Origin of the sequence: Comamonas resistens (assembly GCF_030064165.1) — a bacterium.
Lineage (GTDB): Bacteria > Pseudomonadota > Gammaproteobacteria > Burkholderiales > Burkholderiaceae_C > Comamonas > Comamonas resistens.
Window position 1 is genome coordinate 3,732,739 of the sequence record NZ_CP125947.1, and the last position, 18,539, is coordinate 3,751,277.

General features: G+C 63.3%; 18 protein-coding genes. 10 read left to right on the forward strand and 8 right to left on the reverse strand.

What is annotated here, in order from left to right; genetic code table 11:
* Positions 1 to 10: 10 nt before the first annotated feature.
* The 3 genes from QMY55_RS17380 to QMY55_RS17390 all read right to left on the reverse strand — a co-directional run bounded on the left by QMY55_RS17380 (position 11) and on the right by QMY55_RS17390 (position 3,680).
* Positions 11 to 784, reverse strand: coding sequence for an SDR family oxidoreductase (locus QMY55_RS17380; protein ID WP_283485402.1), 774 nt, complete (start codon positions 782 to 784; stop codon positions 11 to 13).
* A gap of 120 nt (positions 785 to 904) precedes the next feature.
* Positions 905 to 2,131 (reverse strand): SAM-dependent methyltransferase, encoded by a 1,227-nt coding sequence (locus tag QMY55_RS17385; RefSeq protein ID WP_283485403.1) that lies wholly within the window; start codon positions 2,129 to 2,131, stop codon positions 905 to 907.
* A gap of 28 nt (positions 2,132 to 2,159) precedes the next feature.
* The gene (locus QMY55_RS17390; protein WP_283485404.1) at positions 2,160 to 3,680 is read right to left on the reverse strand and encodes a nitronate monooxygenase; all 1,521 of its coding nucleotides are present in this window, start codon (positions 3,678 to 3,680) and stop codon (positions 2,160 to 2,162) included.
* A 107-nt stretch (positions 3,681 to 3,787) separates the two neighbouring features.
* Between QMY55_RS17390 and QMY55_RS17395 the strand changes: the two genes are divergently transcribed.
* Positions 3,788 to 3,946 (forward strand): LysR family transcriptional regulator, encoded by a 159-nt coding sequence (locus tag QMY55_RS17395; protein ID WP_283485405.1) that lies wholly within the window; start codon positions 3,788 to 3,790, stop codon positions 3,944 to 3,946.
* An 86-nt stretch (positions 3,947 to 4,032) separates the two neighbouring features.
* Here the strand turns inward: QMY55_RS17395 and QMY55_RS17400 are convergent, their stop codons facing one another.
* Positions 4,033 to 5,478 (reverse strand): IS1182 family transposase, encoded by a 1,446-nt coding sequence (locus tag QMY55_RS17400; RefSeq protein ID WP_283485406.1) that lies wholly within the window; start codon positions 5,476 to 5,478, stop codon positions 4,033 to 4,035.
* 41 nt (positions 5,479 to 5,519) lie between these two features.
* On the opposite strand from QMY55_RS17400, the gene QMY55_RS17405 reads away from it, so the two are divergent.
* Entirely contained in the window at positions 5,520 to 6,428 is a 909-nt protein-coding gene (locus QMY55_RS17405; protein WP_283485407.1) for a LysR substrate-binding domain-containing protein, read from the forward strand.
* A 266-nt stretch (positions 6,429 to 6,694) separates the two neighbouring features.
* Entirely contained in the window at positions 6,695 to 9,289 is a 2,595-nt protein-coding gene (gene mutS / locus QMY55_RS17410) for a DNA mismatch repair protein MutS (protein ID WP_283485408.1), read from the forward strand.
* A gap of 51 nt (positions 9,290 to 9,340) precedes the next feature.
* On the opposite strand, the gene QMY55_RS17415 is transcribed toward mutS, so the two are convergent.
* Both QMY55_RS17415 and QMY55_RS17420 read right to left on the reverse strand, forming a co-directional pair.
* A complete protein-coding gene (locus QMY55_RS17415) occupies positions 9,341 to 11,266 on the reverse strand; it encodes a methyl-accepting chemotaxis protein (RefSeq protein ID WP_283485409.1) in 1,926 nt (641 codons plus the stop codon).
* Positions 11,267 to 11,322: 56 nt separating this feature from the next.
* Positions 11,323 to 11,499 carry a hypothetical protein gene (locus QMY55_RS17420; RefSeq protein WP_283485410.1) on the reverse strand — a complete coding sequence of 59 codons (177 nt, stop codon included), beginning with the start codon at positions 11,497 to 11,499 and terminating at the stop codon, positions 11,323 to 11,325.
* 39 nt (positions 11,500 to 11,538) lie between these two features.
* Between QMY55_RS17420 and QMY55_RS17425 the strand changes: the two genes are divergently transcribed.
* Positions 11,539 to 12,522 (forward strand): proteasome-type protease, encoded by a 984-nt coding sequence (locus QMY55_RS17425; RefSeq protein WP_283485411.1) that lies wholly within the window; start codon positions 11,539 to 11,541, stop codon positions 12,520 to 12,522.
* A 68-nt stretch (positions 12,523 to 12,590) separates the two neighbouring features.
* Positions 12,591 to 13,466 (forward strand): alpha/beta fold hydrolase, encoded by an 876-nt coding sequence (locus QMY55_RS17430; protein WP_283485412.1) that lies wholly within the window; start codon positions 12,591 to 12,593, stop codon positions 13,464 to 13,466.
* A gap of 133 nt (positions 13,467 to 13,599) precedes the next feature.
* Here QMY55_RS17430 and QMY55_RS17435 read toward each other — a convergent pair whose 3' ends face one another.
* Positions 13,600 to 14,424: an undecaprenyl-diphosphate phosphatase gene (locus tag QMY55_RS17435; RefSeq protein WP_283485413.1), complete on the reverse strand. Its 825-nt coding sequence runs from the start codon at positions 14,422 to 14,424 to the stop codon at positions 13,600 to 13,602.
* 200 nt (positions 14,425 to 14,624) lie between these two features.
* Between QMY55_RS17435 and QMY55_RS17440 the strand changes: the two genes are divergently transcribed.
* From QMY55_RS17440 to QMY55_RS17460, 5 genes are all read left to right on the forward strand, one after another.
* Positions 14,625 to 14,903, forward strand: coding sequence for a PsiF family protein (locus QMY55_RS17440; RefSeq protein WP_283485414.1), 279 nt, complete (start codon positions 14,625 to 14,627; stop codon positions 14,901 to 14,903).
* A 183-nt stretch (positions 14,904 to 15,086) separates the two neighbouring features.
* Positions 15,087 to 15,497 carry a DUF2306 domain-containing protein gene (locus QMY55_RS17445; RefSeq protein ID WP_283485415.1) on the forward strand — a complete coding sequence of 137 codons (411 nt, stop codon included), beginning with the start codon at positions 15,087 to 15,089 and terminating at the stop codon, positions 15,495 to 15,497.
* A 44-nt stretch (positions 15,498 to 15,541) separates the two neighbouring features.
* Positions 15,542 to 15,844 carry a 2TM domain-containing protein gene (locus tag QMY55_RS17450; RefSeq protein WP_283485416.1) on the forward strand — a complete coding sequence of 101 codons (303 nt, stop codon included), beginning with the start codon at positions 15,542 to 15,544 and terminating at the stop codon, positions 15,842 to 15,844.
* A gap of 41 nt (positions 15,845 to 15,885) precedes the next feature.
* A complete protein-coding gene (locus QMY55_RS17455) occupies positions 15,886 to 16,959 on the forward strand; it encodes a sensor histidine kinase (protein WP_407650708.1) in 1,074 nt (357 codons plus the stop codon).
* Positions 16,956 to 17,765 (forward strand): LytR/AlgR family response regulator transcription factor, encoded by an 810-nt coding sequence (locus QMY55_RS17460; protein ID WP_283485417.1) that lies wholly within the window; start codon positions 16,956 to 16,958, stop codon positions 17,763 to 17,765. The genes QMY55_RS17455 and QMY55_RS17460 overlap by 4 nt, the downstream gene beginning before the upstream one ends.
* Here the strand turns inward: QMY55_RS17460 and QMY55_RS17465 are convergent.
* A complete protein-coding gene (locus QMY55_RS17465) occupies positions 17,752 to 18,423 on the reverse strand; it encodes an ABC transporter ATP-binding protein (protein ID WP_283485418.1) in 672 nt (223 codons plus the stop codon). The two genes, QMY55_RS17460 and QMY55_RS17465, sit on opposite strands and share 14 nt — an antisense overlap.
* Positions 18,424 to 18,539: the final 116 nt, after the last annotated feature.

The window sequence follows — 18,539 nt, forward strand, 5'->3', positions numbered from 1 at the left end:
GCTGCGACGCCTACTTGGTGGTGTAGCCGCCGTTGATCAGAATCGTCTGTCCGGTAATCCACCAGCCGTCGCTGACCAGATGACGGATGAAGGGAACCACGTCCTCGATGTGTGTCAGGCCCGAGGGCGAGAACGGCGACAGCGCTGCCGCAGTCTTGTGATAGGCCACGGCATCGACCCCCTCCTGGCCATAGAAGAAAGGCGTATCCATGGGGCCTGGGCCCACGGCCGTGACCGAGATGCCGCGTGCGCCGAACTCCTTGGCCGCCGCGCGCGTGAAATGCTCGACCGGCGCCTTGGTGCCCGCGTAGGAGGAATAGAACGGCGTGAACGCACCCAGCAGCGAGGTCACCAGCGTCACGATCTTGCCGTTGTCGTTGACATGCCTGCCCGCTTCCTTGAGAAAGAAAAAAGCCGCCTTGCTGTTGACGGCGCTCATCTCGTCGTACTCGGCCTCGGAAATTTCCAGCAACGGCTTCTTGAGCACCTTGCCCACGGTGTTGATGGCGATATCGGGCCGGCCCACGGCCGCCACGGCGTCGGCAAACAGCCTCTCGACCGCGGTGGCGCTTGTCAGGTCGGCCTGCAGCGCCACGGCCCAGGCTCCAGCGGCCTGCACGGCGGCCACCTTGGCTTCGGCATCGGCCCTGGAGGATGCACTGTTGTAGTGAATGACGACCGCCTTGGCGCCCTTGGCTGCCAGATCGCGGGCAATCAGCCCGCCCAGGTTCTTGGCGCCGCCGGCAATCAGAACGACCTTGTTGCGGATGGAATGGTCTGCCATGAAATCTCCTAACCTATTGTTGGGTCTCGTTTGAAGAGGTCCCAGCTTAGGCAGACCGGCGCTGGCGATAAACCGTCCGCGCCGGGATGGATCATCCAGAAAGCGCGAACAATCCGGGCCTCAAATTTCACCCAAGGGTTTACCGCTCTCGTACATATAGCGCCGCGACCAGGGAATTTGCTGCGCACTGCGCCCCGCCTTGCGGCAGAGCACCTGGAAAATGGACACATCGTCGTTCTCGAACGCATAGGCGCAGCCGGCCAGGTACACGCGCCAGATACGGAACTTCTCTTCGTCCACCAACGCATGGATCTGCGCTGCGCGCGACTCGAAGTTCTCGGTCCAGATCGACAGCGTGCGCGCATAGTGCCGGCGCAGGCTTTCCACATCCAAGACTTCCAGGCCGCCGCGCTGCATGGCCTCCAGTGCCAGGCTGATATGCGGCAGTTCGCCATCGGGGAACACATAGCGGTCGATGAAATCGCCACCCTGCGAGACCTCGCCGCTGTCCGCGTCGGTCGAGGTAATGCCATGGTTCAAAGCCATGCCGTCTTCGGCCAGCAGGTCGTGCATACGCGAGAAATACAGCGGCAGATGCTTGCGCCCCACATGCTCGAACATGCCGACGCTGGTGATGCGGTCGAACTGCCCCCTCACATCGCGGTAATCCTGCAGGCGGATCTCGACGCGGTCCTGCAGGCCCGCGGCCCGCACGCGCTCGGTCGCCAGCTCGAACTGGTTGCGCGACAGCGTCACGCCCACGCACTGCGCGCCGAATTGACTGGCCGCGCGCAGCACCAGGGCACCCCAGCCGCAGCCTATGTCCAGCAGGCGCTGGCCGGGCTGCAGCCGGATCTTGGTGAGGATGTGATCGATCTTCTTGCGCTGGGCCGTGGCCAGATCCTCATCCCCATTCTCGAAATAGGCACAGGAGTAAACCATGCTCTCGTCGAGCCAGAGCCGGTAGAAATCGTTGGAAACGTCGTAGTGGTACTGAATGGCCCTGCGGTCGCTGGCCTTGCTGTGGCTAAAGTGCCGCGCCACGCGTGCCAGCCTCCCCGAGCCCACAGCCGTGCTGCGGGCCAGTGCATGGCTCACGTTGATAATGTCGGCCAAGCGCCCGTCGATGTCCAGCAGGCCCTTGACATAGGCCTCGCCCAGATGGTCAAGGCTGGGGTCCAGCAGCATGGGCAGCGCGGTCGCGCTCTGGACCTTGATGGTGACCTGCGGCGCAGCGAACTCGCCGAAATCGAGCTGCTGCCCGTTCCACAGCACCAGCCGGGCCGGCAGGTTGGCCTGAGCCTTCACTTCCTGCGCCCATTGTGAAAGCTTTTTCTCCCAGAACATTCACAACCTCCTTGACTCCCTCCCCGACTCATTCAAGTCTTGCACCCGCCTGTGACGGCACCGCGTCAGCCCGCGGGCGCGCCAAGCCCAGGCGGCTGTTGACCTTGTCCAGATTGACTTCGTGGGCCTGCAGCATCTCGGTCAGTCCCTGACGTATGGATGCATCGTCCACCATGGGCAGCAGTTCGCGCAGCTTCTTGACCACCCAGCCCTGGCCTCGGTTCAGGAAGGCCAGGCGCTCGTCCAGCTTCTCGAAGGCCATGGCCTTGGCATAGAAGGCACCGGTACGTGAACTCGGCGTACCCTGCAGACTGCGGATGGCGCGCATCAGCATGGCGCACCACTTGACCTCGTCGCGGTGCACGGCCTCGATCAGCGCACGCATATCTCCGTCCTGCGCGTGGGCGGCGCTGCGCAGCGTCACGCGCGCACCGGCGCGCTCGGCCTCCAGCAGCTCGTCCAGCCGCGCGATGACGGGCGCATGCCGCTCGCGCTCCACATCGGCCGCGTAGCAGACCGGCGAAGCCACGTCCACAGTCTCGCCCTCCAGCAGCCGCCAGTGCTGCGCCGCCTCGGCCACGATGCGCTGCACGCGCTCGCCCGCAGGCTCGATCGAGGTGATACGGTCCACGCCCTTGCCGGCATACAGGGCCATGGCCTCGTAATTGCCGGTCATGGAACGCAAGGGTGAGTCGGTGCTGAACAGATAGATGGGGCGCCCCTCCTCCTCACCGATCACGGTGCGTTCGGCCATGGACGGGTCGCCACGCTCACAACAAGTCACGCTATTGGCCAGCACCCGCACGGCCGCATGCAGCGGCCAGTTGATATGGAAGTCTTCGGTCAGCACCGTATCCCCAGCATGGGCCTGTACCAGACGCTGCTTGTGATAGTCGTGCGCAAAGGAATCAATCGTCGCCATCAAGGCCGTGCCCAGTACGGCGGCCTGTGCACCCTGCGCCAGCACGCGCGCCACATCGCGCCCGTCGGCCAAACCACCGGCCGCCGCTACTGGCACGCTGGCCACCGACAGCACCTGCGTCAGCAACTCCATCAGCGGCAGGCGGCCGCGCACATGGCCGCCTGCCTCCACTCCCTGGGCGATCAGTGCCTGGGCTCCGGCCTCCTGCGCCAGCAGCGCCTCGGTTGCCGAGCCGACCTGGTGCACAACCACAATCCCCGCCTCGCGCAGCCTGGCGATCACCGCGTGATGAACATCCCAGAACAGACTCACCACCGGCACGCGCAGCGCAATGCACAGCTCCACCTGCTCGCGCAGCAGTTGCGGATCGGTGGTCGCGGGAATCAGGTTCACGCCGAAGGGCCGGTCCGTGCGCTGGCGCACGCGCTCCACTTCGGTACGAATCAGCGCCAGCGGCTCGCGCACCATGCCAAGAAAACCGAAGCCGCCGGCCTCGGTCACCGCAGCCACCAGCTCGGAGCGCGAAACGCCCCCCATGCCGGCCAGCAGCAGCGGATGGCGACAACCCAACAGATCACACAGAGCCGTGCGCGGCAACGAGGAAGCTTCTGAATAAGAGCTGTGCATGGGTAAGCTCCCGCAGGAATCACAGACAGCTCCATGATGGACTTATCATTCAATGCATACAAACAAATTATTATTTGATTTCAAATCAATCTTTTTGCATTGATTTCATGGACATCGATCTGGCCCGCACCTTCCTCGAAATCGCCGACAGCGGCAGCTTTGCGGCGGCGGCCGAACGTCTGCATCTGACCGAGGCTGTGTGGAAACGCAAAAAACTATTAATGGCTGAACAATCCAACTGGCAGATTTCAGGCAAGCACGACTGAGGCGCCTTCGACGCCAAGAGCGCCCTCAGCCTTCTCATTGCATTCCAGAGCCCTTGAGGTCGCTAATTTCCCGGTTTTAAAAGGGCTCACCCGCCCACCAGATGCATCGCCGCCATCGTTTTGTCGAACCCGAGGATTCCAAGCACTCGCTTGAGGTTGTAAGCCAGCACATTCAAGCTCATCTCCGTGCTGACGTTGCGCAGTCGCCTGGTCAGGAAGTGCGTGTACCCCATCCAATGCTTGAGGGTGCCAAACACGTGCTCGACTGTCCTTCTTCTCACCATCATGGCGTCGGGCATCTGGTCCAAGCGCTGTTGTGCTCGCTCCAGCACGTCTTCGTGCTCCCATCGGCTGATGCGGCGGTAGTCGCTCGGTGTGCATTGGGCTTTTATCGTGCATTGCGTACACGCACTGCTCCAGTAACGACGCATCTGTAAGCCGTTCTCTTCCCGCGTAAAACGATAGATCGCGCGCTGTTCCGCAGGGCATTGGAATTCATCGTCGCTTTGGATATAGATGAAGTCTGAGCGGTCAAAGCGCCCGTGAGCTCGGGCACCCGATGTGTTGGGCTTGGGAAGAATGGCTGCAATGCTTGTATCTTCACACGCTTTGATTTGCTCACCGCTGTAATAGCCACGATCTGCAATAGCTTGCAGTTTGCGTTTTCCCATTGCCTTGCGAGCTGCTTGAGCCATGGATGCCAGAGCAGCTCTGTCATGCCCTTGGTTGGTGACCTCATGAGTGACGATCAGGTGATGTTTGGCATCGACCGCCACCTGCACGTTATAGGCCACCATGCCCGAGCCTCGACCACTGGTTGCCATGGACCGTGCATCAGGATCTGTCATCGAGAGTTGCTTCTCGGGCTGCTCTTTGAGTTGCTCCTTCACTGCATCGAGCACCCGCATTTGCTTGCGCAACATGGCGATCTTGTCTTGGAGCCTTGTGGTCTTGGCTTCGAGCTCCACAGGCTGCGTGCGGTCCGCTGTATCCAAAGCCGTCAGATAACGTTGGATGCTTTCTTCGATCTGCTGCTGCCGCTTGTCGATCTTGCCCAAGGTGAAGTTCTTGTCACGCGTGTTGACGGCTTTGAATTTGCTGCCATCAATGGCCACCAGCGCCTGGCTGAACAGTTTCAGATCACGGCAGAGAAGTACGAATCGGCGGCACACATTGCGAATGCCTGAGCCGTTGTCACGGCGGAAGTCTGCAATCGTTTTGAAGTCAGGAGCCAAGCGCCCAGTCAGCCACATCAGTTCAACGTTACGCTGGCATTCACGTTCAAGCCGTCTGCTCGATTGCAGCCGATTGAGATAGCCGTAGATGTAGATCTTGAGCAGCACGGCTGGGTGGTAAGAAGGTCTGCCCGTACAGGCAGGCTCTGCACCGTCAAAACCCAAAGCCTGCAGATTGAGTTCGCTGACAAAGGCATCGACAACACGTACCGGGTTGTCTTTAGCAATAAAGTCCTCCAGACATTCCGGCATCAGCGTCACTTGCTGCCGCGCTTGACCTTCAATGAATCGAGGCATGCCATCTCCCGAAACCGAGATGAATTGACTTTATTCAGGTCATGGGTTGGCTACGAGAGGGTTTTCACACAGCCTCGACCCAGACCGCCATCAGCGCCCGTGTACGCACGCTGGAACAGCAACTGGGGCGACCGCTGTTCGTGCGCAACAAAGCCGGTGCCCGGTTGACGCCGGCCGGCGAGCGCTTTGTGCGCCACGCCGCCAGCCTGGTACAGGGCTGGGAGCGCGCGCGCCAGCATGTGGCGCTACCGCCGGGGCGCGAGCACGGCATCAGCGTGGGTGGCGAACCCAGCATCTGGCACCCGCTGCTGGCCGACTGGCTGGTCTGGATGCACCATGTCTGCCCCGAAGTCGCGCTGCGCGCCGATGTAGATGCGCCGGCCCGGCTGCTGGACCGCGTGGAGGACGGCTCTCTCGACATGGCCGTGCTCTACAGCCCGCCGCAGCGGCCGCGCCTGGTCTGCGAGCTGCTGCTGGAGGAAAAGCTGATCATGGTCACCAGCAGCGCCGACGGCCGGCTCGACCCCGAACGCTATATCCATGTGGACTGGGGGCCGGGCTTTGCGGCCGGCCACCGCGCCGCCTTTCCCGAGTTGCCCAATGCGCCGGTCACCATCTCCCTGGGCCCTCTGGCCCTGACCTATCTGCTGACCGTGGGCGGCGCCGGCTACTTCCGTGCAGGCACGGTGGCCCCCTTCATCAAGAGCGGCCAGTTGTTCCCCGTGAGCCATGCACCGCAGTTCTCCCATTCGGTCTGCGCCGTCTATGCGGCCGAGCATGACGAGGAAGCGCTGTCGCGTGCCCGCCAGGGGCTGCGCATGATGGCGCGCCAGGAGGCCCTGGAGTCGCCAGGGCCAACCCAGCCGATCGCGGCGAGACCTGTCACCGCCTACCGAGGCCTGTCGCGGCGAATCCTCGGCCCACATGTCGGCTCAAAACCAGCTCTGTAGCAACAAGCCGCCCACAACATCCCCGCAGGCTGGCCGTTGCTCGTGCATGGACAATAATGTTCACCCCTTTGCCAGCCGCCCTGCTTTGTTCATCGAATTCCCGCGAGGCTTGCGCAAGACTGCGCCCACAGCCAATGACACGGCAGACTCAAGCCATGGGCTGGCAAACCACCATTCCAACTAAGTGATTGATTTGAATTTTTGTTATGAGTGAACCCTGGATAAATCAAACACTTAGCGCCGCCCCACTGGAGTCGCACACTCCAATGATGCAGCAGTATCTGCAGCTCAAAGCCGACCACCCCGACACGCTGGTGTTCTACCGCATGGGCGATTTCTACGAGCTGTTCTTTGGCGATGCGGAGAAGGTCACCCGCCTGCTCGACATCACACTGACCACGCGCGGCCAGACGGCCGGCATGCCAATTCCCATGGCGGGTGTGCCCTTTCATGCGCTGGAGAATTACCTGGGCCGCCTGATCAAGATGGGCGAATCGGTGGCGATCTGCGAGCAGGTCGGCGAGATCGGCGTGGGCAAGGGTCCGGTGGAGCGCAAGGTGGTGCGCGTGGTCACGCCCGGCACGCTGACGGACAGCGAGCTGCTGTCGGACAAGAGTGAAGCCATCTTGCTGGCCCTGCACACGGCGGGTCGTCAGCGCGTGGGCCTGGCCTGGATGGCCGTGACGCAAGGCCGCATTCATATGGCCGAATGCGCGGCCGACGAACTGGGTGCCTGGCTGTCGCGCATCGCACCCAGCGAGGTGATCTACAGCGCCGGCGTGACCGAGCGTTTCGAGCAGAGCCTTTTTGCCATCAAGCACGCAGGCTCCATTGCCTGCCCGCTGTCGCCACGCCCGGACTGGCAGTTCGATGCGGGCCTGGGCGAGCGCAAGCTGCTGGAGCTGCTGGGCGCCGCCAGCCTCAAGGCCTGGGAGGCCGAGGGCCTGGCACTGGCCCACGCCGCCAGCGCCGCCCTGCTCTCGTATGCCGAGCATACGCAAGGGCGCAATCTCACGCACATCCACGCCATCCAGGTGCAGCGCGACGATGAGCTGATCGCCTTGCCGCTGGCCACGCGCCGCAACCTGGAGCTGGTCAAGACGCTGCGCGGCGAAGATTCGCCCACGCTGTTCTCGCTGCTGGACACCTGCATGACGGGCATGGGCAGCCGTTTGCTCAAGACCTGGATGCAGGAGCCCGAGCGCAGCCGCAAGAGCGCCATGCAGCGCCTGGAAGCCATTCGCGTGCTGCGCGGCGCGGGCAATGCCGTGGCGGCGCCCTGGCAGGCGCTGCGCGCCGAGCTCAAAGGCGTGAGCGATGTGGAGCGCATCACTGCCCGCACGGCGCTGCGCCAGGTGCGCCCGCGCGAACTGGTGGGCCTGGGCAAGACGCTACAGAAAGCGAAGCTATTGGCGCAATCCGGACAAGCGCCTGCAGCCTATTTGACGCAAATCTTCACCGATCTGGTGCCGCCCGAAGGCTGCGCCGAGCTGCTGGCCCAGGCCATCATGGAAGAGCCCGCAGCCCTGGTGCGCGACGGCGGCGTGATCGCCCAGAACTTCGACGCCGAGCTCGACGAGCTGCGCGCCATCCAGAACAACTGCGACGAGTTTCTGCTGGAGCTGGAAGCCAAGGAAAAGCTGCTCACCGGCATTCCGAATCTGCGCGTGCAGTTCAACAAGGTGCACGGTTTCTATATCGAGATCACCAACAGCTACAAGGATGCGGTGCCCGAGCGCTACCGCCGCCGCCAGACGCTGAAGAACGCCGAGCGCTACATCACACCCGAGCTCAAGGCCTTCGAGGACAAGGCCCTGTCGGCCCAGGAGCGCGCACTGCAGCGCGAGAAATGGCTGTACGAGCAGGTGCTGGACCGGCTCCAGCCCCATGTGCCCGCGCTCTCGCGCGTGGCCCAGGCCATTGCCGCGCTCGACGTGCTGTGCACGCTGGCCGAGCGCTCGCTGACGCTGAACTGGGCCGAGCCCGAGTTCGTGAGCCAGCCCTGCATAGAGATCGAAGCCGGCCGCCACCCCGTGGTGGAGGCGCGCATGGCCGAGACCTCCAGCGGCAGCTTCATTGCCAACCACACGCGCATGAACCTCAACACGCGCATGCAGATCATTACCGGCCCGAACATGGGCGGTAAGTCGACCTATATGCGCCAGGTGGCCTTGATAGCTTTGCTGGCCAGCATGGGCAGCTATGTGCCGGCGGCCAGTTGCCGCCTGGGGCCCATAGACGCCATCCACACCCGTATCGGCGCGGCCGACGACCTGGCCAACGCCCAGTCCACCTTCATGATGGAGATGACCGAGGCCGCGCAGATCCTGCACGCGGCCACGCCCCACTCCCTGGTGCTGATGGACGAGATCGGCCGCGGCACCAGCACCTTCGACGGCCTGGCCCTGGCCAGCGGCATTGCCACCCAGCTGCACGACAAGACCAAGGCTTTCACGCTGTTTGCCACCCACTATTTCGAGCTGACCGAGCTGCCCGCCAAGGCCAAAGCCGCCGTCAACGTGCATGTGGGCGCGGCCGAGGCCGGGCACGACATCGTGTTCCTGCACGAGATCCAGGCCGGCCCTGCCAGCCGCAGCTACGGTATCCAGGTGGCCAAGCTGGCCGGTATGCCTGCTGCCGTGCTGCACCATGCGCGCCACGCGCTCGAAGCGCTGGAAGCCAAGGCAGGCGAGGATGATCTGCAGGTCAATCTGTTCGACGCGCCGGAGATGCCCCAGGCCGAGGCCCAACACGACCCTGTGGCCCAGGCCCTGGCCGATATCAACCCTGATGCGCTGAGCCCGCGCGAAGCGCTGGAAGCGCTGTACCAGCTCAAGAAGCTGAGCACCAGCGCTGCCTGATCCCTCCGGACTTGAACACGGGGCTGAGGATCCTCAGCCCCGGGTTTCGGCTCAGGCTTCCAGCAGATGTTGCTGCCGCTGCTGCGAAGACTGGCTCCGCTGGGGCTTTTCACCCAGCTTGAAGGCCGAGACCTCGCCCATCAGGCGTGCGGCTTGCTCGCGCAAGCTGGTCGCCGCGGCGGCCGACTGTTCGACCAGCGCGGAGTTCTGCTGCGTGGCGTCGTCCAGCCCGGCCACGGACTGGTTGATCTCGGCAATGCCGCGCCCCTGAGTCTGCGAAGCGTCGCTGATCTCCTCGATGATCTGCGTCACCTTGGCCACGGCGTCCAGCAGTTCTTGCATGGTCGCGCCCGCATGCTCCACCTGCTGCGAGCCGCTGCCCACCTGGGTCACGGAATCGGTGATGAGCTGGCGTACTTCCTTGGCCGCCTCGGCCGAGCGCTGGGCCAGGCTGCGCACCTCGGCCGCCACCACGGCAAAGCCCCGGCCCTGCTCGCCGGCACGCGCGGCCTCCACGGCCGCGTTCAATGCCAGGATATTGGTCTGGAAGGCAATACCGTCGATCACGCCGATGATGTCGGCAATCTTGCGCGAGGAGCGGTTGATGCCCTCCATGGTCACCACCACTTGCTGGAAGGCCGTGCCACCGCGCTCGGCCACGCCGCGCGCCGACTGCGCCAGATCGCCCGCGCTGCGCGTGGCCTCGGTATTGGCCTGCACGCTGTCCGTCAGCACCGACAGCGATGCCGCCGTCTGCTGCAGGGCGCTGGCCGCCTGCTCGGTGCGCTGGCTCAGGTCCTGGTTGCCCTGGGCCACTTCGGAGCTGGCCACGGAAATAGAATCGGCCGCCTGGCGCACCGCACCTACCATGCGCTCCAGCGAGGAGACAAAGCGGTTGAAGGCAGAAGCCAGCGCCCCCACCTCGTCATTGCTCTCCACGGGCATGCGCCGGCTCAGGTCGCCATGGCCGTCGGCAATCTCTTCGAGCATGCGCGCCGCACGGCCCACGGGGGCCGCAATGGCCCGGCTCACCAGCCAGATCACCAACAGACCAATGCCACCGCCCACGAGACCAGCCACAGCCGAGGTCAGCGCAATAGTGCGCCGCACGCCGCCCAGTACCTGGGCCTCGGGCAGTTCGGCGATCACGTACAGGTCCAGCTCGGGCACATAGGAAGAGGCAATCAGCTGCCGGCCCGACGGCGCCTCGTACATGGCATGGGCAAAGCGCTCGCGATTCAGCAGTGCGGCGCTGAGATCGGTGCTGAAGCCGGGCCTGTCCTTGAGCCAGTGCTTGCCGTCCACCAGGGCCGGATCGCGGTGCACGAGGATGCTGCCGTTACCGCGCACCAGGGAGACCGAGCCGGATTCGCCCACCTTGTAGCCGCGCACGGCCTGGGCCAGCTCATCCACCGACAGGCCCAGGCCCGCAATGCCCTGCTTGCCCTGGCCCGCGTCGAACTTGACGTTGATGAACAGCATGTAGACGTGGGAACTCACGTCCTTGTCGATCTCCAGTACCTGCGACTTGTCGCTGGCCAGCAGGTCGTAAAACCATTTGTCGCCCTCGCCCTTGGGCGCCAGCTTGCGCAACGGGCCCTGATCGCCAAAGTACTGGCCCGTGCTGCCCGACACCCAGAACACCGAGGAGGCCCTGGCCTGCTGCTTGACCGCCTGGGCGTATTTGGCCCAGGCCGCGTTGCCGCCCTCGGGTTCGCCTGCGGCTTCCCAGTCCAGCACAAAGCTGTTGCCTGCCACCGACTGGGCCACTGCCAGCGGCGTGCCGATCTGGCGCAGGATATCGTTGCGGATCTCGCCCACCACGGCCGGCAGCTCCTGACCCACCACACGCTCGCGCAAGCTGGCCCCCGTCAGCACAAAACCCAGCACCGTGGAGACGGCCACGAACAGCAGCAGGCAAGCCAGCATGCTGGACATGAGCTTGGTCCGTATCGACAGATTGCGAAACACGTGCATTGGGGCCCTCCTCTGGCCGGCTGTAAGTAATTGTTCCTACAAGGAGCGGCATCTTCTCACGCGTCAACTCCATGCGTCTCAGGGACTTCCTCATCCGCAGCCTGCGCCTGGGTATGGGCGCCGCCGCAGCCGCTGTTCCTGTGCCGCCACCGGCAATATTCAAACCCTTCTAGAATCGCCTTGCAGCGCGTGTTTATCGCTACTTTTTTTGAAGCATCAAACGATTGCTGCATATTGCATTCATACGGTTTTCATTATTATATTTATCACCCATGACATACTGCGTCGCCCTCAAGCTCAACGCCGGTCTCGTGTTCCTGTCCGACTCGCGCACCAACGCCGGGCTGGACCAGATCAGCACCTTCCGCAAGGTCATGCTGTATGAACAGCCCGGCGAACGCTTCATGGTGCTGCAGTCGGCCGGAAACCTGGCCATCTCCCAATCCATACGCGAGCTGCTGGAGAGCTTTCAGCTGCACGACGCGGCCACGGACGAGATGCTGACCATCTGGAATGTGCGCAGCATGTTCGATGCCGCGCGCGTGCTCGGTGCTGCCGTGCGCCATGTCTATGACCGCGAAGCCGCCGCCCTGCAGCGCGCGGGCGTGGATTTCAATGTCTCCATGATCTTCGGCGGCCAGATCCAGGGCGAGCGCATGCGACTGTTCCAGGTCTACTCGGCCGGCAACTTCATCGAGGCCACGAGCGAGACGCCCTACTTCCAGATCGGCGAGTCCAAATACGGCAAGCCCGTGCTGGACCGCGTGATCACCTCCGAGACCCCGCTGGACGAAGCGGCCAAATGCGCGCTGGTATCCATGGACAGCACGCTCAAGTCCAATCTTTCGGTAGGCCTGCCGCTGGATCTGATCGTCTACGAGAACAACCGCTTTGCCACGGACAAGATCGTCTGCCTGGACGCCGACAACCCCTATCTGCGCATGCTGCACGACAGCTGGGGCGAGCGTTTGCGCAATGTGTTCGACAGCATCGAGGACCCGGCCTGGGATGGTGGCCAGACCGCTACGCCGATTCGCCTGCACAGCCCGCGCGCGCATCCACTGGTCAAGGTGGGAGCTCCCGCGCCTGCACAATTCCAGAGCACGGCGGGCGCCGGCAACGAGCCGCCTGCTGCGCTGCGCCAGCCCGTGGTACCAGCCCAGGCAGGCCTGAGCATGGCCAGCGAATATCAGCGCTGGCAATCGGCCGAGGAGCAGGCCCGTCTGCAAAAGCAGGCCACGCTGCCCAAGCGCTAAACTGGCGAACGCCCAAATCACGCTCCAAGGGATATTGCCATCCCCTCCGCTTTCAACGCGCGTCCTCCATGCCCCAGACCTCCGCCAGCGCCAGCCCCGCGAACACCTTGCCCATCGTGTTCGCGCATGCCAACAGCTTTCCCCTGGACACCTATCGCCTGCTGTTTTCCTTGTTGCGCCAGCGCGGCATTGCCGCCAGCGGTGTGCAGCGCTTCGGCCATGATCCGGCTCGCCCGGTCACCAATCACTGGCCACATCTGGTCGATGAGCTGATCGAGTATGTAGAGCAGCAGGTGGAGCAGCATGGCCAGCCCTTGTATCTGGTCGGTCACTCGCTGGGCGGCATTCTGAGCTTTCAGGCCGCCACCAAACGCCCCGATCTGGCGCGCGGTGTGCTGCTGATAGATTCGCCGCTGCTGGGCGGCTGGAAGGCGAACGCCGTGGGCCTGGCCAAGCAGACACAGATCGTGGGCTCGGTATCGCCGGGCAAGATCAGCCAGCGCCGCCGCAATACCTGGGCCAGCAACGCGGAGGCACTGGAATACTTTCGCAGCAAGAAAGCCTTTGCCCACTGGCACCCGCAGGTGCTGCAGGACTATGTGGAGCATGGGCTGGTGGACCACCAGGACAAGCGCACCCTGCTGTTTCAGCGTGAGGTGGAGACCGCCATCTACAACACCCTGCCCAGCAATCTGAACAACCAGCTCAGGCTCAGCCCGCTGCGCTGCCCCGTGGCCTTTATCGGCGGACGTTCCTCGGTGGAGATGCGCCAGGTGGGCATGGAGATGACGCAGCGCATCACCAAGGGGCGCATCATGATGCTGGATGGCAGCCACCTGTTTCCCATGGAGCGGCCCGAAGCCACGGCGGCGGCCATCGAGGCCTCGCTGCTCAATATGGAGCAGAGCATCTTGCAGACAGCTTCGGCGAACGCTCTCAAATAAATAGCTTTCACCGCCTGACAAGCACGGGATTCAGCCAAGAAATTCAATGAAATCAGCCAGCAGAAAGCGCTGACTGCTATGAAAAAAGCCACTTGCAATCACGCAAGTGGCTTTTTTATGGTTTGCAAAGCGCTTAGTGCTGCCAGTCCACCACACCGCTATAGGCGGTCGCCAGCACAATGATGCCGAAGACGATGCGATACCAGGCAAACGGCACAAAGCTGTTGGTAGAGATGAAACGCAGCAGCCAGCGCACGCACAGCCAGGCACTGATGAAGGAGAAGATCAGGCCCACGGCAAACAGCGGCACATCGGCCATGGACAGCAGCGCGCGCTCCTTGTAGAGGCTGTAGACACCGGCGCCGATCAGCGTGGGCATGGCCAGGAAGAAGGAGAAATCCGTTGCTGCCTTGCGCGACAAGCCCATCAGCATGCCGCCGATGATGGTGGAGCCGCTGCGGCTGGTGCCGGGCACCAGGGCAAAGCACTGCACCAGGCCGACCTTGAGTGCATCCATGGTCGTCATATCGTCAATCGACTGCACGCGTGTGGCCGATGCGGGGCGCTTTTCGGCCCACAGGATCACAAAGCCGCCCAGGATGAAAGTGGTGGCCACGATCACCGGGGTGAACAGATGCTCCTGCACATACTTGCCAAACAGCAGGGCCAGCACCACGGCGGGCAGAAAGCCGATGAAGACATTGAGTGCGAACTTCTGGGCCTGACGGCTGCTGGGCAGCGCCACCAGCGTGGCGCGAATCTTCTGCCAGTACACCAGCATCACGGCAAAGATGGCGCCGGTCTGGATGGCGATTTCAAACACCTTGGCCTTGCCGCCGACAAAGCCCATCAGCGAGCCCGCCAGAATCAGGTGGCCGGTGGAGGAAATCGGCAAGAACTCGGTCAGCCCTTCCACAATGCCCATGATGGCGGCCTTGAGCAGCAATAAAGTATCCACGCGAATCGTCCTTCGGATGCAGGGTTGCAAAAGCTGCACATTATCCTCTGCGCAGTTTCAAGCCATGTGGGCCAACAGGCCTGCTCTGCAAGCAATCGCAAATTTTTACAACGGCCGGCCTCTCGGCATAGGCAAAACCATCAAGCTGTGCTGCAATGGCCGGGCGCCGGCTGTCGGCGTTTTCAAAGACATCACACATCATGAAAAAACTCGTTGTCCTGGCAGTAGTCTCCCTGGCTTGCAGCATGAGCATGGCCGCTGGCGACAAGCCCAAAACTGCCCAGCAGCAACTCATGGGCACCTGCAACACCGAAGCCACCGGCAAGAAAGGCGATGAGCGCAAGGAGTTCATGAAGTCCTGCCTGTCCGACGGCCGCAAGCGCCAGCAGGAACGCATGAAGTCCTGCAACGTGGACGCCGCCGGCAAGAAGGGCGACGAGCGCAAGGCTTTCATGAGCGAGTGCCTGAAGAAGGACTGAGCTCCTTTTCTGCGCCTTCCGCAAACGCCGCACACCGTCAACGGGTGCGGCGTTTTTCATGATCACCGCTCACGCCGGCAGGCTGCATTTCACGCCGCGCCTGCTGCAACCGGTCGCAAGGCGCTGGTTTCCCGCACCGCCCCGCAGCACATTGGAGTCCCGCCACTGACCAGGAGCTGCGCCATGCAACTGACCCCGCTGATTGCCCTGCATATGGGCTGCGCCCTGGGGGCCACCGTCATAGGCCCCGTCGCGCTCTGGGCGCGCCGCACGGGCAAAGCACGCCCGGCGCTGCACCGCTTTGCCGGCTATGTGTTTGTGCTGCTGATGCTGGCTGCGGCCATATCCGCCCTCTTCATCCGCGACTTTCGCCTGCCCAATCTCGGCGGCTTCACCCCGGTTCACCTGCTGGTGCCGCTGACCCTGGGTGGCCTGCTGCTTTCCTTCTGGCACCTGAACCACAAGCGCATAGACCATCACCGCAGCATCATGCGCAAGCTCTATTTCGGCGCCTGCGTCACGGCCGGCCTGTTCACTCTGCTGCCGGGACGGCTGCTGGGCGATCTGCTCTGGCAGCAGGTGCTGGCAATCTGAACCGTCACCGGATTTCCCAAACAAAACCCCTGAAAGAGTCCCATATGTCAACCTTCAACCACACTCTGGCAGATTCGCCCGACGAGCAACTCAAAATGGCCCGGCGTCGTGCACGTATGAAACTCGGCTGGTACCTGCATGCCACGGTCTATATTCTGGTGAACCTGGGCCTGACCACGCTGGCGGCGCTTCAGGGCCGGCACTGGGCCGTCTACCCCGCCATCTTCTGGGGCTTGGGCCTGGCCATGCATGGCGCTGCCGTCTGGATCAGCAGCCCCCGCTCTGCCCTGTGGACGCGTATGGTGGACAAGGAGTTGCGCGCCATGCAAAGCCTGAATAAAAAGTAGCCTTCAGTCCATACCCCGCCATGTCCACCACCTATCGCACCATGCCGCCTATTGCCTCTGCGGCGGCGTCCCTACCTGCCATGCTGCTGCACCATGGCGCCGTCACTACGCTGGTGTGCCTGCTGATCACCTTGGCTCTGACGCTGATGGGGCAAGGAAGCTGGGACGTAAACTTGGTCTATTCGCTGGCCATTGGCCTACCTAGCTGGCTGACCATAGAGCTGGGTCGCATGCTGCTGAGCCGCGGCAACGATATTCCCTGGCCCCCGGGCTGGCGCGGCGTGGCGCTGGTCGTCGCCGGAGTGCTTATCGGCTTCGGCCTGGGCAACCTCATCGGCCAGCGGTATCAGGCATATATGTACCCCGGGCAGCTTGGCACCAAGGCTCCGGCGCTGCTGTTTCCCATGCTGATCACGATAGTGAGCAGCGCGCTCATGTCCACGATGTTCTATCTGGTGGGCAAGGCCCGCCATCTGCAGATGCAGGCCGAGCAATCCCAGCGCCAGGCTGCCGAGGCCCATCTCAAGCTGCTGCAGGCACAGCTTGAGCCGCATATGCTGTTCAACACTCTGGCCAATCTGCGCGTGCTGATCTCCATCGATGCACCGCGCGCCGAACAGATGCTGGACCATCTGATCGACTATCTGCGCGCCACGCTCAGCGGCTCGCGCAGCGGCACCCACAGTCTTGAGGCGGAATTCGCGCTGCTGACCGACTATCTGGCGCTGATGCAGATCCGCATGGGCGAGCGCCTGCGCTACGTGCTGAACCTGCCCGCCGAGCTGGCCCATGTGCCCGTGCCGCCGCTGCTGCTGCAGCCACTGGTGGAGAACTGCATACGCCATGGGCTAGAGCCGCAGCTCGAAGGCGGCTGCATCGAGGTCTGCGCCTCCTTGCTGAACGACGACCAGGTCTTGCTGACCGTATCGGACAATGGCCGGGGTCTGCCTCCCGATCTCCAGGCCAGCACCCGCAGCGGCGGCGGTTTTGGCCTGCAGCAGGTGCGCGAGCGCCTGAGCAGCCGCTATGGAATCGCCGCCACCTTCAGCTTGATGGCCGATGATGCTGGCGGTACAAAGGCCTCCATCGTATTTCCCTTGAAATCTGCGCCATGACTGCCAACCAACCTCGCGCACTGATTGCCGAAGACGAACCCCTGCTGGCCCAGGCCCTGCGGCACATGCTGGGCCAGCTTTGGCCGCAGTTGCAAATCCAGAGCATGGCCGCCGACGGCATCAGCGCGGCCCGGCAGGCGCTGGAGCTGCAGCCCGATGTGCTGTTTCTCGATATCCGCATGCCAGGCCAGAGCGGGCTGGAGGCCGCCGCCGAGATTGTCGACGGCTGGCCGCAGCAGCTGCCGCTGCCCGCCATCGTCTTTGTCACCGCCTACGACCAATATGCTCTGGCGGCGTTTGAAGCCAGCGCCATGGACTATGTGCTCAAGCCGGTGCAAGGCGCGCGCCTGCAGCAAACCGTGCAGCGCCTGCAGAACTGGTGGCAGCGGCAGACCCAGGCCACAGCCGGCGACGATGCGCAGCAAACCCAGCTGGCTCAGCTGCTGCAACTGCAGCTATCGCTGAATGCGGCGCAACCCGCGCCGCTGCAGATCATCCAGGCCAGCGTGGGCAGCCAGATTCACATGGTGAGGGTGCAGGACATCGTCTATCTGGAAGCTGCGGACAAATACCTGCGCGTGCTGACCGCCAGCCAGGAATACCTGATCCGCACCCCGCTCAAGGATCTGCTGCCCCAGCTTGATGGCCAGCAGTTCTGGCAGATTCATCGCGGCACCGTGGTCAGAGCCGATGCCATCGACCGCGTGCAGCGCGACGAGGCTGGGCGCCTGTGGCTGCAGCTGCGCAACCGCCCCGAAAAGCTTGCGGTCAGCCGCCTCTATGCCACACGCTTCAAGGCGATGTAGATAGCTCCATCACATCATCCCAGGGCACGCCCTGCATGGCATCCCAGTGCGCCACGATCACGCAGCGCGGCCGATCTGGCTTCTTCAGGCCTGCAGCCATGGCCGCCAAGGCCTGCTGCACATAGCGCTCGGAAGGCTTGTCGAGTGCGGCCAACGGCTCGTCGATCAGCACCAGCGACGCGGCGCTGGCCCAGCCCGCCGCCATCCACAGCTTGCGCTGCGAGCCCGACGACAGGGCCAGCAGCGGCTTGTGCAGATGCGGCTGCAGCGCAAACCCCTGAACATGCTGCTCGAATTCGCTTTGCGACCAGTGTGGGTAGATCGTGCGCTGCTGTGCCACCCAGTCCATCACAGGCATGCGGCTGAGCGCATCGCCTAGGGGCTGGCGCGGGTCCTGCCAGAAGAAGGCCTGGGCACTCGGGCCGGCGCCGTCGGCAAAGCCGTAGCTCAGCCTTCCTGCGCTCAGGGGCAGTTGCCCGGCCAGCAGCTTGAGCCAGCTGCTTTTGCCCGTGCCCTCATCGCCTTGCAGCAGGCACAGGCCCGCCGGCCAGCAGTGCGAGACTTCATCGGCTACCCGCCGCCCCGGGTAGCCGAAGCCGACCCGCATGGCCTGCACCATGCAGCGCGCGCTAGCACCATTGTCAACATCAGAATTCATAGCTGCATACGCTTTATGGAAAAGGGCCAGATCCCGATTTTCATCAATTCCTCACACCAGAATGCGTGCTGCTGCGCAGGCACAATGGCGTCCCTGTGAACTGCGGGCAATATGCC

Excerpts from the sequence above, each read along its gene's own strand:
- QMY55_RS17380 (WP_283485402.1), bottom strand. The coding sequence starts at position 784 with ATGGCAGACCATTCCATCCGCAACAAGGTCGTTCTGATTGCCGGCGGC.
- QMY55_RS17385 (WP_283485403.1), bottom strand. The coding sequence starts at position 2,131 with ATGTTCTGGGAGAAAAAGCTTTCACAATGGGCGCAGGAAGTGAAGGCT.
- QMY55_RS17390 (WP_283485404.1), bottom strand. The coding sequence starts at position 3,680 with ATGCACAGCTCTTATTCAGAAGCTTCCTCGTTGCCGCGCACGGCTCTG.
- QMY55_RS17395 (WP_283485405.1), top strand. The coding sequence starts at position 3,788 with ATGGACATCGATCTGGCCCGCACCTTCCTCGAAATCGCCGACAGCGGC.
- QMY55_RS17400 (WP_283485406.1), bottom strand. The coding sequence starts at position 5,478 with ATGCCTCGATTCATTGAAGGTCAAGCGCGGCAGCAAGTGACGCTGATG.
- QMY55_RS17405 (WP_283485407.1), top strand. The coding sequence starts at position 5,520 with ATGGGTTGGCTACGAGAGGGTTTTCACACAGCCTCGACCCAGACCGCC.
- mutS (WP_283485408.1), top strand. The coding sequence starts at position 6,695 with ATGATGCAGCAGTATCTGCAGCTCAAAGCCGACCACCCCGACACGCTG.
- QMY55_RS17415 (WP_283485409.1), bottom strand. The coding sequence starts at position 11,266 with ATGCACGTGTTTCGCAATCTGTCGATACGGACCAAGCTCATGTCCAGC.
- QMY55_RS17420 (WP_283485410.1), bottom strand. The coding sequence starts at position 11,499 with ATGCAGCAATCGTTTGATGCTTCAAAAAAAGTAGCGATAAACACGCGC.
- QMY55_RS17425 (WP_283485411.1), top strand. The coding sequence starts at position 11,539 with ATGACATACTGCGTCGCCCTCAAGCTCAACGCCGGTCTCGTGTTCCTG.
- QMY55_RS17430 (WP_283485412.1), top strand. The coding sequence starts at position 12,591 with ATGCCCCAGACCTCCGCCAGCGCCAGCCCCGCGAACACCTTGCCCATC.
- QMY55_RS17440 (WP_283485414.1), top strand. The coding sequence starts at position 14,625 with ATGAAAAAACTCGTTGTCCTGGCAGTAGTCTCCCTGGCTTGCAGCATG.
- QMY55_RS17445 (WP_283485415.1), top strand. The coding sequence starts at position 15,087 with ATGCAACTGACCCCGCTGATTGCCCTGCATATGGGCTGCGCCCTGGGG.
- QMY55_RS17450 (WP_283485416.1), top strand. The coding sequence starts at position 15,542 with ATGTCAACCTTCAACCACACTCTGGCAGATTCGCCCGACGAGCAACTC.
- QMY55_RS17455 (WP_407650708.1), top strand. The coding sequence starts at position 15,886 with ATGCCGCCTATTGCCTCTGCGGCGGCGTCCCTACCTGCCATGCTGCTG.
- QMY55_RS17460 (WP_283485417.1), top strand. The coding sequence starts at position 16,956 with ATGACTGCCAACCAACCTCGCGCACTGATTGCCGAAGACGAACCCCTG.
- QMY55_RS17465 (WP_283485418.1), bottom strand. The coding sequence starts at position 18,423 with ATGAATTCTGATGTTGACAATGGTGCTAGCGCGCGCTGCATGGTGCAG.